This window comes from Euhalothece natronophila Z-M001 (assembly GCF_007904085.1).
Lineage (GTDB): Bacteria > Cyanobacteriota > Cyanobacteriia > Cyanobacteriales > Rubidibacteraceae > Halothece > Halothece natronophila.
Genome location: NZ_CP042326.1, coordinates 19047 through 32716, shown reverse-complemented (window position 1 = coordinate 32716; position 13670 = coordinate 19047). Strand labels below are relative to the sequence as shown.

Sequence of the window (13670 nt, the reverse complement as noted above, 5' to 3'; positions counted from 1 at the left end):
TAAGAATACTCTTTTATTTTAGCTATTATCTAATATTTTGTGCCACCAACGTTTTCGCCACTGGCTAGTTGTTTCTAAAGTGCAATCCTGTTGCTCTTTTTGGCGACGTTTAAGAATCGTTACTACAGAATCTTCTAGAGTAAGATCACGATAGGGAATAGCAGCGCGAGTTTTTTGATGTTCGAGATCTTGTTCCGATAACGGAGGTAAATCGTCTTGTTTCCAACTAGCGACAGTAGAACGGCGGTTCATGCCCATTGTAGAAGTATAAGCCAGCCCTGCTAAATCGAGAGCAGTTCGCATAGCAGCTGCACAAGAATAGGTGGTCAGTCGCCCATTTTCGTGGAGACATTGAGCGACAAGAGCTAAAAATTCTACTGTCCAAAGTTGAGGGCAGTGGGGAGGGGAAAAGGGATCAAGAAAGATAGCATCAGCTAAAAAGTTTCTGGCGATCACTTGTTGAATGGTTTGTCGGGCATCGCCAATTAAAAGTTCTCCTTGAAAGTAGTCTTGATTCACCTGTTTTTGGTGAGCAAGGGTAGTAAGTAAATCAGGAATAGAAGATGACCAAGCATCGAGGAGTTTATAGTCAATGGTGGCTGTGGGGACACTATAGTCCAATTCCAAAGCAATGAGTTCTACCTGACAATGGGGATTAACCTTCCAAATGGTTTCAAGGGCAGAAGCAGTGTTATAGCCTAGACCATAACAAATATCAAGGAGTTTGATGGATGATTGGGCTTGAGCTTTTTGATCTAAAGCCGCGGGAATAATAAATTTTTCTTCGGCTTCTTGTTTAGCCCCCTGTTGGGAGTGAAATGTCTCTTCAAAATCAGGGGAAAAGAAGGTATAAGAGCCGTCGGAGGTAGGTTCGGGAGTAAAACTCATGATGGGGAAAGGCGAGTCTGAATAGTCGGTAAACGCACTGTAAAGCAACTTCCTTTACCGAGGGTGGAAGTAACTGTTATTTTACCACCATGTTGGGAAGCGATCGCGCTAGCAATCGGCAATCCTAGACCTGTACCGCCTTGAGATTGAGAACGCGATCGATCTGCTCGCCAAAACCGTTCAAATACTAGAGCCTTTTCTTCGGCAGAAATTCCTACCCCGGTATCAATAACGCTAATTTGACAAGAACGGGAACTAGCACTTAAACGAATGGTTACACTTCCTCCTTCTGGGGTATGTTGTAGAGCATTTCGGAGTAAATTGGCAAATAGACGATAGAGTTGCTCTCCATTGCCCATCACTTTTGCATCTTGTTGAATTTCTAAATTAAGGGTGATTCCTTCTTGCTCGGCACTCGCTTCAAATAATTCCACTAAATCTTGTAGGATGTCCTGTAATGATAGCTTTCGTCGCGAGGGAGCTTTCGAGATTTTATTGGCATCAGCACGGGCTAAAAAGAGTAAGTTTTCCACTAAGTTGCTCATTTGTTCAGTAGCACTCGCGATCGCGCTGACTTTTCTTAAATCTTTCTCGTGAAAACGTTCGGGATGATTTTGCATAATCTGCACCGAACTCTTGATCACAGCTAATGGGCTACGTAATTCATGGGAAGCATCAGCAGTAAATTGTCGTAATTGCTTTAAGTTTTGCTCAAGGGGAGAAAGGGCTTTTCGAGTTAACCATACTCCTCCCATACCTGATAAAACAACTCCTATTGTTCCTCCTGTAATTAATCCCCATAGGAGTTGTTGTTGCGACTCCTGCACTTCTTCAGTGGATTGAGAAGCGCGAATATAGCCTTCGAGGGTTGGTTCATCAGAGGTAGCGCGATCGCGAAATACCGAAATGGTATAAGAACGAATATTATGGGGAGAGGAATCCTTTGAGCGAGTATGAGAGCCGGTTTCCGGCTTGTCATCTACCGTTAAATCTCCTCGGGTGGCTAATAGTCTTCCTTGAGCATCAAACCATTCCAAACTCTGACTATCACGATTAAAGATATCTCGCCAAGGAACTTCATCTACCCGATCTAAATAATCTGTTCCCTCTTGTTGAATTCTTGTGTGAGAGGGAGTGGCAGCTTGCGCTAAAGTTAATAAATTTCGATCTAATTGCCGATGAAAACTACGACTAACAAATAGATAAGTGCCACTAGCAAAAATTGCTAAAATCGCACTCATCACCCCTAAATAGGAGAGTAACAGTCGCCAGTGAAGATCACTCACCTCTGATCGAGGCGGAAAGTTAAATTTCTTTGAGACGATATCCCAAACCATAAACAGTTTCAATTAAATCAGGGGGAGCCCCTGCTGACTTCAACTTTTGTCGTAAACCTTTGATATGTGCCCTTACTGTGTCTTCTTCAGGGCAGCTTTCAAAAGCCCAAAGATGATCTAGAATCTGGGTGCGACTAAATACTCGCGTCCCATTTCGCAAGAACATTTCTAACAAACGATACTCTTTTGGTGTTAAGGAAAGTAAGGTGTCTTTATAAGTTACTTCGCAGCGATTCGGATCAAGTTCTAAGTCTCCCCATTTTAGCGTTGAGGAATAATTGGTTTGATGACGACGCAGTAAAGCACGAGTTCGCGCAGCTAACTCTTGTAACTCAAATGGTTTAACCAAATAATCATCTGCACCAGCATCCAAGCCTACTACTTTATCTGTTGTCGTATCGCGAGCCGTTAACATCAAAACTGGCGTGGTATTTTCCTGAGAACGCAAACGCTGACAGAGGCTGATGCCATCTAGTTTTGGAAGCATAATATCTAGCAAAATTAAATCATAATGAAAAGAACTTGCTAGTTCCCAACCGGAAAGACCATCTTGAGCCGTTTCGACAGTGTAGTTTTGATCGCCTAAGTCTTCTGCAATTAATTCACTTAAACGCTCATCATCCTCAATAATCAGAATTTTCATACTATTCTCCTACCAGAGGGCAATTTTCTACTAGCATCATATATCAGTTATACAATTTAGTGATGAGGAGGAGAAATGGCAAGAATAAGATAAGTAAACTATATATAGCAATCCTAAATCAGTTGTAAATTTTTAGTTGTGATCCCCCCTTTAATTCCCCCCTTACTAAGGGGGGTGGGGGGGGATCGTAAGGTTGAGCTAGTTTTTACAAATGAGATCATATTGCTATAGCTTACCCTAGTTTATGAATTGAGGAGAGCTAGAGGAGAATTATTTATTCTTAACCTTTATGTCCTTAACTTTTATCCTTAAACATTGTCTTTGTTTTTTCTATATAATGAGGCACAGCAAAGAAGTGCTAATTCTTAAAAGTTTTGTACCTCATTAATGTAGAAACCTCTATTTCCTGTTACTGAATCGCTTCTTGAACTTGCTGTTGCAGTTCTGGGTCTTGTTGAATTGCCATAAAAATTTCCTCAAATCGCTCTACTTCTAAATCTGCATCAGTAATTGCTTGTTCAATATCGGCTTGAGCTTCTTGTTCGATTTCATTAATTCTTGCATCAACTTGCTCAAATTGTTCTTGTTCTTCTTGGCTTAACTCTTCTGATGGTTCCAGCCCTTGCTGTTGCATCTGAAACACTTGACTATAGGTTTCAATATCTAAACCCTCTTCCTCAATGGCTTGCATCATGCTATCTCGGGCTTCATTTTGAAGCGCTTGTACACTTTCAAAAGCATTAGCAAAACGTTCAATTTCTTCAGAATCGATCGATGTTTCTGGTGCTTGTTCTGGCAACGCTTCCTGTTGAGGTGTTTCTGCCTCAGGTTGACCCATATCATCTTCAGGTTCATCAAAGTCGTCTTCAGTTTCACCGAGATCATCTTCAGGTTCATCAAAGTCGTCTTCAGTTTCACCGAGATCATCTTCAGGTTCATCAAAGTCGTCTTCAGTTTCACCGAGATCATCTTCAGGTTCATCAAAGTCGTCTTCGGGTTCACCGAGATCATCTTCAGGTTCGGTAGGAGTTTCTTCTTCTGGCGCAGGATTTTCTTGTGCTATATCATCACCACAAGCAACACCCAGGGGAACAATTAAACCAATCAGTAATAGAGCAATTAATCTGGATTTCATTATTCTTCTTCCTTCAATTTAATCCTTAATTTTTTTCTTTAGAGTTTTTTATGTAATGAGGTACAGTGAGCGAATGCTAATTTTCAGTGCCCCGTTAACAAGAAGCCTGTAATTGAGTACAAATTGCAAGGTAAACTATGATAGCTTACCTTGCTTTATGAGTTAACGACAACCAGGGTGATTATTTAATCCTATCCAAAATTAACCCTTATTCCCAATCATCGTCTTCCCAATCATCGTCTTCCCAATCATCGTCTTCCCAATCATCATCTTCCCAATCATCGTCTTCCCAGTCGTCTTCAGGTTCACCAAAGCCATCGTCAGGTTCGCCCATACCATCATCGGGTTCACCAAAGCCATCGTCAGGTTCGCCCATGCCATCATCGGGTTCACCGAAGCCATCGTCAGGTTCGCCCATGCCATCATCGGGTTCGCCAAAGCCATCGTCAGGTTCACCGAAGTCATCGTCAGGTTCGCCCATGCCATCATCGGGTTCACCGAAGTCATCGTCAGGTTCGCCCATGCCATCATCGGGTTCACCGAAGCCATCATCAGGTTCGCCCATACCATCATCGGGTTCACCGAAGCCATCATCAGGTTCGCCCATACCATCATCGGGTTCACCGAAGCCATCGTCAGGTTCGCCCATACCATCATCGGGTTCACCGAAGCCATCGTCAGGTTCACCCATACCATCATTAGTAGGAGCTTCCTCTGGTGCTGGAGCTTCTTCTTGTGCCATATCACCGCAAGCTGCAGCGCCTAAGGGAACAATTGAACCAATTAGTAACAGAGCGATTAATCTAGATTTCATTACCTTTCCTCCTTAATTTTAGTTATTAGATATTTTCTTTGAGTGATTTATTTTAATTGAGGTACACTAACTGATTTTAATTTTTGTGTACCCCAAAGATTTACCGATAATTTCTATTGCTGGATTGCCTCTTGAACCTGTTGTTGCAGTTCTGGATCTTGTTGAATTCCCATAAAAATTTCTTCAAATCGTTCTACCTCTAAATCAGCATCAGTAATTGCTTGTTCAATATCACTTTGAGCTTCTTGCTCAATTTCATCAATCCTTGAGTCAGCTTGTTCAAACTGTTGTTGCTCTTCTTGGCTTAATTCTTCTGAGGGGTCTGCTCCTTGCTGTTGCATCCGAAATGCTTGATTATAAGTTTCAATATCTAAACCTTCTTCCTCAATGGCTTGCATCATGTTATCTCGGGCTTCATCTTGAACCCCTTGTACATTTTCAAAAGCATTCGCAAAGCGTTCAATTTCATCAGAATCAACTGATATTTCTGGCGCTTGTTGTTGGGGCATTTGCTGTTGAGGTGCTTCTTGTTGTTGTTGTGCTTCTGCAGAAGTATAGCTACCAACTAAGAAAAGAGAAGCAAGAGTTCCTATTACAATTGATGGGGCTTTCATCGGTTTATCTCCTATTTTGAGTTTGAGTAATTTGTTTTTGACTTCAAATATAAAGTTAAGATAAAAATTTGAAAATTCTAGGAAGAGAATGAGAAATCTTTGTGAGAAGCTTAAGATTATTGCCATCTCCAAAGACTCAAATTATAGTTTATCCCTTTAATCCCCTTTGTTAAGGAAAAAATAGAGGAATGTTTCTATATTTCTATCAATATTAGATATATAGCAATATGATCTCATTTGTAAAAAGTAGCTTAAGTTGCGTAGGCTGAAAGCCGTGCCGAAGGCTTCCCCCCTAACCGCCCTTATTAAAGGGGGGAACTAAAGTGGAAGTTTACAACTGATTTAGGATTGCTATAGCGGTAGTTGATTGAAATAATCTAAATGTCTGAGTTCAATAGCTTTTACCTGAAATCCCTATATAAGCAAAAAAAGGGCAGTGAAAATACTACCCTTTAGTTTTTTTTATTAGGTAAACTAGCGCACAAGCCCCTTAGAGACCATTGTCATCACCAGGATCACCAGGCTCATCTGGTTGATCTGGCATTCCTTCCTCTTCGTCAGGACCCGGTGGCATATCATCTGCAGGAGGCTCGCAAGCCGCGAGGGCAAGGGGAGAAAGAAGACCGATTGATAATAATAGAATTTGCTTAATTTTCATGGTAATTTCTTTAATTTCCTTTAACGTCTAAATTAGTTCTGCAAGATTTGTTGTACTTCCTGTTGAAGTTCTGGATCTTGTTGGATTGCAACCCAAAGTTGTTCAAAGCGTTCTAGCTCGATTCCTTCACCAGTAATGGCGTTCTCAATTTCAGTTTGCGCTTCCTGCTCAATTTCATCAATACGAGCATCAGCTTGTTGAAACTGTTCTTGTTGCTCTGGGCTCATTTCTGATTCCGCAGCTTCAGGTTGCTGTTGCTGTCGGAACATTTGATTGTACTCCTCAATAGTGAGCCCCTCTTGCTCAATTGCCTCTGCCATTTCCTGACGAGACTGATCTTGAATTTCCTGAACAGCTAAAAACGCATTGGCAAAGCGTTCTAACTCTTCTTGGTCAACATCAACTGTGCTTCCTTCAGGAGTGGCAGGCATTTGCTGATCTGGAGATGGTTGTTGTTGCTGCTCTTGAGCTTCAGCAACCATAGTAGAGCCTAACATAAAAATAGACGCTACAGCTCCAGATGCTATAATTGATAGCTTTTTCATAAGTGTCTTGATCTTTACAAATTTACTTCATATTAGAGCGCAATAAAGGAAACCGTACATATAGCCTCTACCCACGTAACAGTAAAAAATAAATGTGAAAAATCTAGGAAGATTATTTTCAAAGAGATAGCGTACTGTCTTTATAGTGATTCCAAATAAAAAACAGCAACCTAAAAGTAGTGGGAGCATCTTGCTCCCTAGTAGCAGCCAAGATGGCTGCACTACGGAACTGAATTGGAACGACTATAATTAGGACAACTAAAGCCCTAATAATCTTCGTTTCGCCGCTTGAAACTCTTCTTCAGAGAGATATCCCTTCTCTTTATGCTGAATTAATTTCTCTAGTTCACTTAAGCCTTGTTGGGAGTCTTCTACAATTTCTGCATCTTCTATTTCTTCTTCTGGCTTCCCTTCAATCACACGGGAGGCTTGTTCTTGAGATTGGAGTAACGGCTGAATTTCCCGTTCAATACGTTTGCGGAATCTTTCTAACACTCCTTCTTGGTAGGGAGTATCAAGTGTTCCTTCAATTCCAAGGAGAGTATCTCGATAGGGGTAATTCGGATCAGTATCAGGAATGTTATCCACATATTGGACAAATTGTTGGAATTTTGGACGATAATATTCTTCCCATTGTTGAGGCTGATTTTTAATTTCTGTGATGATGGCTTCCAAGTTGTCTTGGAGGGTGGTGGCGAGATCAGTTTGTCGATATAGGGTTTCTAATGCCTGTTCCCAAATTGGACTGAGAGAGGCGGTTTTTTCATAGCCTCGCATTTTATCATCATAAGTAAATTCGAGTTGTCCCGTTTCTGCATTGGAAGATAATAACTCTAAAGCAAGGGAAGGATAGAAAATATCTTGTAAGTCTTCTAAGGTATTGGCATCAGGGGGAATAATATCGGTAAAAGTGGTTTGGGCATCATTATGGAGAAATTCTTTGGCAGAGGTTGTGGCTTTAACGTAATGTTTTCGCATTTGATCTAAGCCTTCAATGAGACGTAGCGGAAAGCCAGCGTATTCACTCACAATAATAATTTCGTCTTCGGCTTGAGTGGGTTTCATTTCTGAGTTGGGGATGGCTAAATCGTTGTATAAAATTTCTTTAAATTGTTGTACTTCGGTTTCATCGGTATCGCGAAAGCCAATAATTCTGGAACTTTTTGCACTATCATCCACGTAATGGGGATCGGCTTTATTGAGTTTCAGTAAGGGAGCCGCTTGTTGTAATATTTGGTTTAAGCGAATAGAACGTTCTGAACCTCGATAGTTTTGCAGAAACCGTTTAATCACGGAATTAATAACTGTAGAACTGTGACGACCAAAAAGGGTATCAACGGCTTGATAAATGGAATTTTGTAAGCTGTCTTCGTTGATATAGTTTTCTTCTACGAGGTTAATGAGAGATTTTTCTTCCCCAATGTGTTCAGTAATTTGATCGCTAACTAAAACTAGGCGCGATCGCGCTTCTTCTGAGGGTAATAATGTCTCACAACATTGCTGGATATCTTCATCATTAAAAATGGCTTCTCCACTCATTTCATCAAAGTTCAGTTGCTTGAGTTCACTTTCTTCTTCTAAATAGTCATTTCTTAAACTATCAACGGTGCGACTTAAATTTGCCAATTCGCGCGATCGCGCTTGAACATATTCCTGTAATTGTTGAACAATTTTTAAGGCTTCTTGATTTAAAGCTAGTTCAAAGTTCTCTTGGATTAATTTATTCACTCGTTGTAACGCACCGCGAGCTTCTTCTTGAATTTTACTTCCTTTATTACCAAACAGCTTAAATTTCTGATCAATTTCGTCAATTTCTTCTTGGGTATTGCGCCAAGTTTTTTCCACTTCTTCTAGAGTATGGAATTGGTTATCTTGTCGGATTTTTTCTTCCAATTCGCGCTGATAATTATTTAATTCGCTGAATAAGGCTTCTAACCATTCTCGACTCACACGCAAGGAAAAGTTTTGATTACTGGGGGTAAGTAACCCCACTAAAAATTGATAAATTTCTTCTTTTAAGGTGGCGGTTAGCTTCGGTTGCGCTTGTTTGAGGCGAGTAATCCATTCCCCCCGTACACTTTCCGTTTCTCCGGGTTGTACTTTCCGAAATTCTTGCTTAAACTGTTTGGGAAGTTGTTGATAAAGGCGAGCGCGATCGTCAGGCTTCTTACTATTTTCATTAATTAACTTTTCTTGATTATTACGCCAACTTTTCAGGCGATCCGTAAAGCTATATTTACCATCCCGACTTGCTTCCCGTAGGCGATAGGTAAAGTTATCTTTCGCATCTAAACTTTGATGCCAACTTGCCCCCGTCATAAACTGTTCTAGTAACAAATTAACATCGGGTTTTTGTCCCTTACCATTCAGCCAAAATTCTAAAAGATTTAAACTAATTCGATTTAAGGCAATTTGGACAATGCGATCGCGCGGAAAATAAATTGCCGCTAATCCAAACGTTAAATAGCCCTGACTATTACGCCGCGGATGTTGATCCCAACCGATTAAATGGCTTAAAAAGTTATCCCGCATTCCACTCATAACAGGGGCTAATTCACTAGAAAATTCTAAGCCAATTTTATGAGCAATAACATTACATAATTTTCGCTGATCTAGAATCGTATATTCGCCACCTGTTTCACTAGAAATCAGATAAGTATAATCAAAGGGAGCGCGTTTTTCTTCTACCCAAACCAGATTTTGGGGATCATAAACTGCTTGAAATTGACTACCTGGGGTGCTATAGTAATTTAACTCTTTTAACGCTGCATAAGTGTTCGCACTTTGACTCGGATTATTACCATAAAGCTGTGGACTAATCACTAAATAACCAAAAACTTGCGCCCCTTGATCACCATAGTCTTGACGCAAACTATAAGCAGTATCAAGCACCATTCCACTCCCTGTTCCCCCACACAAAGAACCAATAATAAAAATATTTAAACCGGGTTCTAAATAAAGCCCTTTTTGTAATAACTTGGCTTCATGTCCTCGGGTTCGTTTTTCAGCAGTTTCAATCGCACTTCTAATGTTAGAATAGTTATGGAAAAATGCTAATCGTCCGACAGGGCGGATTCCTTTTGCCCCTTCTTCTACTGCTTTAATATTGCGGAGTAATTGCGGTGGAAACCAACGACCAATATGATCATAAGGACTGGATCGATCAGATTGATTTCTACGCTCTAATCCTTGAACAAAATTGGTAACTTCTTTACTACTCATGGTGGCGGAAACTTTTTCAGAATCCCGAAAACTTAAGGAAACCCCATGATAAGTATTCCCAGTGCGTAACCCTGAACTTTGGGCTGCCCCCTTATCAGTATCAATATGCGTAAAACCAATAATTGGGAGTTCGTTTAAGTCGCCATAACGATCAACAATTAATCGCCGTAACTGCATTAAAACATTTTTTCCTGTTCCCCCTAACCCAATACAGATGGTTCGCTTGACACCGCGTAAATTTCTTTCTTTCGCTTGCATAATCACTCCTCAGAATTATTAATCAATTTTAACGACAAATTCAAAATCTTTTTTATTTTCTGGACAATTGAAGCGCAGACGTTTGCCAGTAATTTTAGTTCGAGTAGTCACTTCTTTATCTTTATAAAAAATTGGGGCTTCTTGTGTCGGAATCAGATAAAGTTGATTGCGTTTGCGTTCTAGGTAGGCACGAATTTCATTCCCCGGACATTCTATATAATCAGTGGCGGAGGCATCTTGATCACCAATAGCTAAACGTTGATTAGATTTCAAGAACTTTACAGGATAATCTTCTTTCTCTTCCGCTTCTAATTCAATGGTGAGTCGCCAAGGTTTTTGCCAACTATACCAAAATCCTAACAGGGTGATGGCGGTAACGAAAAAAACCAGAACGCTTGTCGTTGGTAGCCATAATTGTTGGAAGAGATAGCGGTTGATGAAACAGACTTCTTCCCCACTGGGTGCAGGGGTGCAAAATTCTTGTAAGGTAGGGGGAATATCGACAATCGTAAGATCGTAAAATTCATCGTCTCCTGTGGGAATACGGCGCGATCGCGCTTCTCTCGGTAACGCCTCTAGCCAATCCCGTCGCAGTTGACTTTCTGAGGAATCTACATCCCGAAACGGACTATCAGCAGGGGTTTCAATCCACTCATCCCCAGTTTCAGTTTCTAAGGGGGCATCCGTTAGCCAAACCACCGCTTGTTCCCGAATGCCATCATTTTCCACCAGACGACAGTGATTTTGTTGGGCTAAAAACTGATAAGTAAATAACTCTGCATTCTGAATATCAGTATTAGCCCGATCTGGATCAGGTTCTAAAGGAATTTCTGTTAAAACCTCATCAATGTCCTCTTCGCTGGTCACTTCCCTTATATTCGTAACCTCAATGGTATCAGCAAAAGGGGCAATATAAACGGTATCCCCGCGATTAATGGCATCACGAATAATTTGCTCAATGCGTAACCGACCTTGATCATCAAGGCGCACACTGGCAGTTACATCAACAGCAAACACCACATCTCGCCCCTGCCAAAAGGCAATCCAGTTTAATGCGACCTGTTGCAGGGGATGGAGAGAATCAGAACTAGGGGTAACGGTAGAAGAACAATTATCCAAAGCGCGATCGATCAACGACTTCTTTTGTTAGTTATAGCGCATTTTCATCTAATCTATTTTAATCCGCTTCTAAAATTAATGGAACAAGAGGGTTAAAATTTAGAAGTAAGTTTAAGATAGGGATTGTTAATTATTTATTCTCAATTGGCATTTTAAACAGGAGAACCACTCTTGGGTATCGACCTTCGTAGTTACGTCTATTTAGATAGTTTACAAGCACAACACGCCGCTTATATGGGAACAGTCTCATTAGGCTTTTTACCGCTTCCGGGGGATACCTCACTGTGGATTGAAATTTCTCCGGGAATTGAAATTAACCGCATTACCGATGTTGCCCTCAAAGCAACAAATGTACGTCCGGGAGTACAAGTCGTAGAACGCCTATATGGGTTATTAGAAATTCATTCTTCGCAAAAGGGAGATGTAACCATTGCCGGACGGTCAATTTTAGACGCTTTAGGGGTTTCAGAAAAAGACGGACTCAAACCGAATGTTGTCTCTAGCCAAATTATCCGCAATATTGACGCTCATCAAGCCCAACTGATTAACCGTACTCGTCGGGGGCATATGCTATTAAAAGGAGAAAGTTTATATGTCTTTGAAGTGGAACCAGCAGCCTTTGCGGCCTTAGCTGCCAACGAAGCGGAAAAAGCAGCCAGTATTAATATCCTGCAAGTTTCCGCAGTTGGAAGTTTTGGGCGACTTTATTTAGGGGGAGAAGAACGAGAAATTATTGCCGCTTCTCACGCCGTTAAAGCTGCCATGGAAAATATACGAGGGCGTGAAGAATCAGTGCTGAGTCATCAATGATTCTAATACTAGCAGTCTGGCTGTAATGAGGATAATTGTTGAGTCCAATTTTCTAAGCGATTACCAGAAGTTTTAGACACTTCAAATGTCTTATTTACCGCTTCTGGTGCTTTAAGAATTTCTAGACATAATTGGGAAATGGTTTCTCGGCTTACTTGACCTTTTAAGGTATCTCCTTGTTCTAAATATAAATTCTCAGGTGTGGTTTCTTCGGTAAGGGCGCAAGGACGAATAATTGTATAGGGTAAGCCACTGTCTCGAATACTATTTTCTCCTGCTAATTTCCAAGTTAAAATGCCTCCTAATTGATCGTTCATTTGCACAGCAGGGGGTTCTTGACTCAGATCCAGATCGTTTCGTCCGGGACGGGTTACTCCAGCAGAACTAATCATAATAAATTGTGGCGTTTTTTCCCCTCCATAGGCTTCTATGGTTTCTATATCTAAATGAAATGTTCCCGGTTGAAAGTAAGGATTAAGCTCTTGGTTATATTCAAATTTACTCAACATTAACTGCAAGGAATAAATTTCATTTTCTTTAACAGGAGGGGCCTCATTAACGACTTTGGCGCGAAAAACAGGCTTAAATTCTGAGAAAGGAAGATAGATATCTTGCCAGGTATCTTTTTTAGTATCAAATGAACTTGCATAACCAATGCTATCCCACTTGGGGTCACAACGGAGAAAAAATTTATAACGATTGCCATCGCCTTTTACTTTTAAATAAATCCCTTGATATCCTGAAAGGTTTAATGGGGTTTCAAAATTCCGCGTCCGAACTGAGGCAAATCCCCCATTATTATCTGTGGAAACATTTCCCGAAAAAATTCCTCGCTGATCATTAACCGAAAAGCCACTAGCACTTACGCCGCCCATGACGACATCATCTAAGGCTCCCCAAATTGCTTTCATTTCTTCATTGGCATTTCTAAAGTCAAATATGGGCTGAAAGGAGGGATCGCGAAGAGAGTTTGAGGCAAGTTCTACCAAATTTTTGATCCCTTTGTATTCCACTGCTTCGGGGGTTGATTCGGCTACTTCGGGTTCGTAAAATTTTACTCCTTGATAATATTTTTGACGATCAGGAGTATCACCTTCTACTGGTTGAATGCGAGTTCCTGTACAACAAATTACTGCCGTGACGTTTTTCATTAGTTCTGGTTTTAGGCTTTCTGGAATGGTAATATCGCCTTCATAAAAGTCATCCGTACTCCCGAACTGAATTCGGGAGCCTGCGGATGACCGTTGGTCAGAGATTACGCCTTCCTCAAGGGAAGGCGCCTGCTCTGACCGTTGATCTAGATTTTCTCCTAAAATGGTCTGAGCGCGATCGATGCTTCTGACTAAAGCACGCACGGGATAATTTTGTTTTTGTAATTCTCTTACTACTCGTTTTCCGACACCTCCAGTTGCTCCTGCCACTAAAATTGTTCCCGTTTTTGAGGGCTTAAATTCAGGGGTTTTTGTTGATTGATTATCTAAAATCATGGCTTTTACTCCGGGGATTTTGCTTAAAAAGGGGATGACATCAAAATAGGTTAAAGTTTGAAAAAAACGAATAATATTCCAAGATTTTTTTTGGCTCATAATGCTTGGTGTTACTCTCTTTTTTTGATATAATGGGGGTA

General features: G+C 40.8%; 12 protein-coding genes. 1 reads left to right on the top strand and 11 read right to left on the bottom strand.

The genetic code is table 11. The features are described from left to right. Positions 1-18 precede the first annotated feature (18 nt). The 10 genes from FRE64_RS00130 to FRE64_RS00090 form a co-directional block, all read right to left on the bottom strand. Complete coding sequence (locus FRE64_RS00130; RefSeq protein ID WP_146294100.1) at positions 19-888, bottom strand: tRNA (5-methylaminomethyl-2-thiouridine)(34)-methyltransferase MnmD; 870 nt, start codon at positions 886-888, stop codon at positions 19-21. Further along, entirely contained in the window at positions 885-2225 is a 1341-nt protein-coding gene (locus FRE64_RS00125; protein ID WP_146294099.1) for a sensor histidine kinase, read from the bottom strand. Before FRE64_RS00125 ends, FRE64_RS00130 begins: the two co-directional genes overlap by 4 nt. Then, a complete protein-coding gene (locus FRE64_RS00120) occupies positions 2194-2868 on the bottom strand; it encodes a response regulator transcription factor (protein ID WP_146294098.1) in 675 nt (224 codons plus the stop codon). The genes FRE64_RS00125 and FRE64_RS00120 overlap by 32 nt, the downstream gene beginning before the upstream one ends. Before the next feature lie 409 nt (positions 2869-3277). Continuing rightward, on the bottom strand, positions 3278-4003 hold the full coding sequence (locus FRE64_RS00115) for a DUF4168 domain-containing protein (protein WP_146294097.1): 726 nt from the start codon (positions 4001-4003) through the stop codon (positions 3278-3280). A gap of 208 nt (positions 4004-4211) precedes the next feature. Further along, the gene (locus tag FRE64_RS00110) at positions 4212-4817 is read right to left on the bottom strand and encodes a hypothetical protein (protein WP_146294096.1); all 606 of its coding nucleotides are present in this window, start codon (positions 4815-4817) and stop codon (positions 4212-4214) included. A 113-nt stretch (positions 4818-4930) separates the two neighbouring features. Continuing rightward, positions 4931-5431 (bottom strand): DUF4168 domain-containing protein, encoded by a 501-nt coding sequence (locus FRE64_RS00105; RefSeq protein ID WP_186708888.1) that lies wholly within the window; start codon positions 5429-5431, stop codon positions 4931-4933. A gap of 490 nt (positions 5432-5921) precedes the next feature. Next, positions 5922-6089: a hypothetical protein gene (locus FRE64_RS17335; RefSeq protein WP_186708887.1), complete on the bottom strand. Its 168-nt coding sequence runs from the start codon at positions 6087-6089 to the stop codon at positions 5922-5924. Between the two features lie 32 nt (positions 6090-6121). Beyond that, a complete protein-coding gene (locus tag FRE64_RS00100) occupies positions 6122-6586 on the bottom strand; it encodes a DUF4168 domain-containing protein (protein WP_186708886.1) in 465 nt (154 codons plus the stop codon). Between the two features lie 306 nt (positions 6587-6892). After that, complete coding sequence (locus tag FRE64_RS00095; RefSeq protein WP_146294093.1) at positions 6893-10114, bottom strand: tubulin-like doman-containing protein; 3222 nt, start codon at positions 10112-10114, stop codon at positions 6893-6895. An 18-nt stretch (positions 10115-10132) separates the two neighbouring features. After that, on the bottom strand, positions 10133-11248 hold the full coding sequence (locus tag FRE64_RS00090; protein WP_246140356.1) for a vWA domain-containing protein: 1116 nt from the start codon (positions 11246-11248) through the stop codon (positions 10133-10135). A gap of 156 nt (positions 11249-11404) precedes the next feature. Between FRE64_RS00090 and FRE64_RS00085 the strand changes: the two genes are divergently transcribed. Continuing rightward, positions 11405-12043 (top strand): hypothetical protein, encoded by a 639-nt coding sequence (locus tag FRE64_RS00085; RefSeq protein ID WP_146294092.1) that lies wholly within the window; start codon positions 11405-11407, stop codon positions 12041-12043. Positions 12044-12051: 8 nt separating this feature from the next. Here the strand turns inward: FRE64_RS00085 and FRE64_RS00080 are convergent, their stop codons facing one another. Next, entirely contained in the window at positions 12052-13629 is a 1578-nt protein-coding gene (locus tag FRE64_RS00080; protein ID WP_146294091.1) for a CIA30 family protein, read from the bottom strand. Between the last annotated feature and the right edge of the window lie 41 nt (positions 13630-13670).

What these genes read in the sequence shown, in the direction of transcription:
- FRE64_RS00130 (WP_146294100.1), bottom strand. Translation starts at nt 888, where the DNA reads ATGAGTTTTACTCCCGAACCTACCTCCGACGGCTCTTATACCTTCTTT.
- FRE64_RS00125 (WP_146294099.1), bottom strand. Translation starts at nt 2,225, where the DNA reads ATGGTTTGGGATATCGTCTCAAAGAAATTTAACTTTCCGCCTCGATCA.
- FRE64_RS00120 (WP_146294098.1), bottom strand. Translation starts at nt 2,868, where the DNA reads ATGAAAATTCTGATTATTGAGGATGATGAGCGTTTAAGTGAATTAATT.
- FRE64_RS00115 (WP_146294097.1), bottom strand. Translation starts at nt 4,003, where the DNA reads ATGAAATCCAGATTAATTGCTCTATTACTGATTGGTTTAATTGTTCCC.
- FRE64_RS00110 (WP_146294096.1), bottom strand. Translation starts at nt 4,817, where the DNA reads ATGAAATCTAGATTAATCGCTCTGTTACTAATTGGTTCAATTGTTCCC.
- FRE64_RS00105 (WP_186708888.1), bottom strand. Translation starts at nt 5,431, where the DNA reads ATGAAAGCCCCATCAATTGTAATAGGAACTCTTGCTTCTCTTTTCTTA.
- FRE64_RS17335 (WP_186708887.1), bottom strand. Translation starts at nt 6,089, where the DNA reads ATGAAAATTAAGCAAATTCTATTATTATCAATCGGTCTTCTTTCTCCC.
- FRE64_RS00100 (WP_186708886.1), bottom strand. Translation starts at nt 6,586, where the DNA reads ATGTTAGGCTCTACTATGGTTGCTGAAGCTCAAGAGCAGCAACAACAA.
- FRE64_RS00095 (WP_146294093.1), bottom strand. Translation starts at nt 10,114, where the DNA reads ATGCAAGCGAAAGAAAGAAATTTACGCGGTGTCAAGCGAACCATCTGT.
- FRE64_RS00080 (WP_146294091.1), bottom strand. Translation starts at nt 13,629, where the DNA reads ATGAGCCAAAAAAAATCTTGGAATATTATTCGTTTTTTTCAAACTTTA.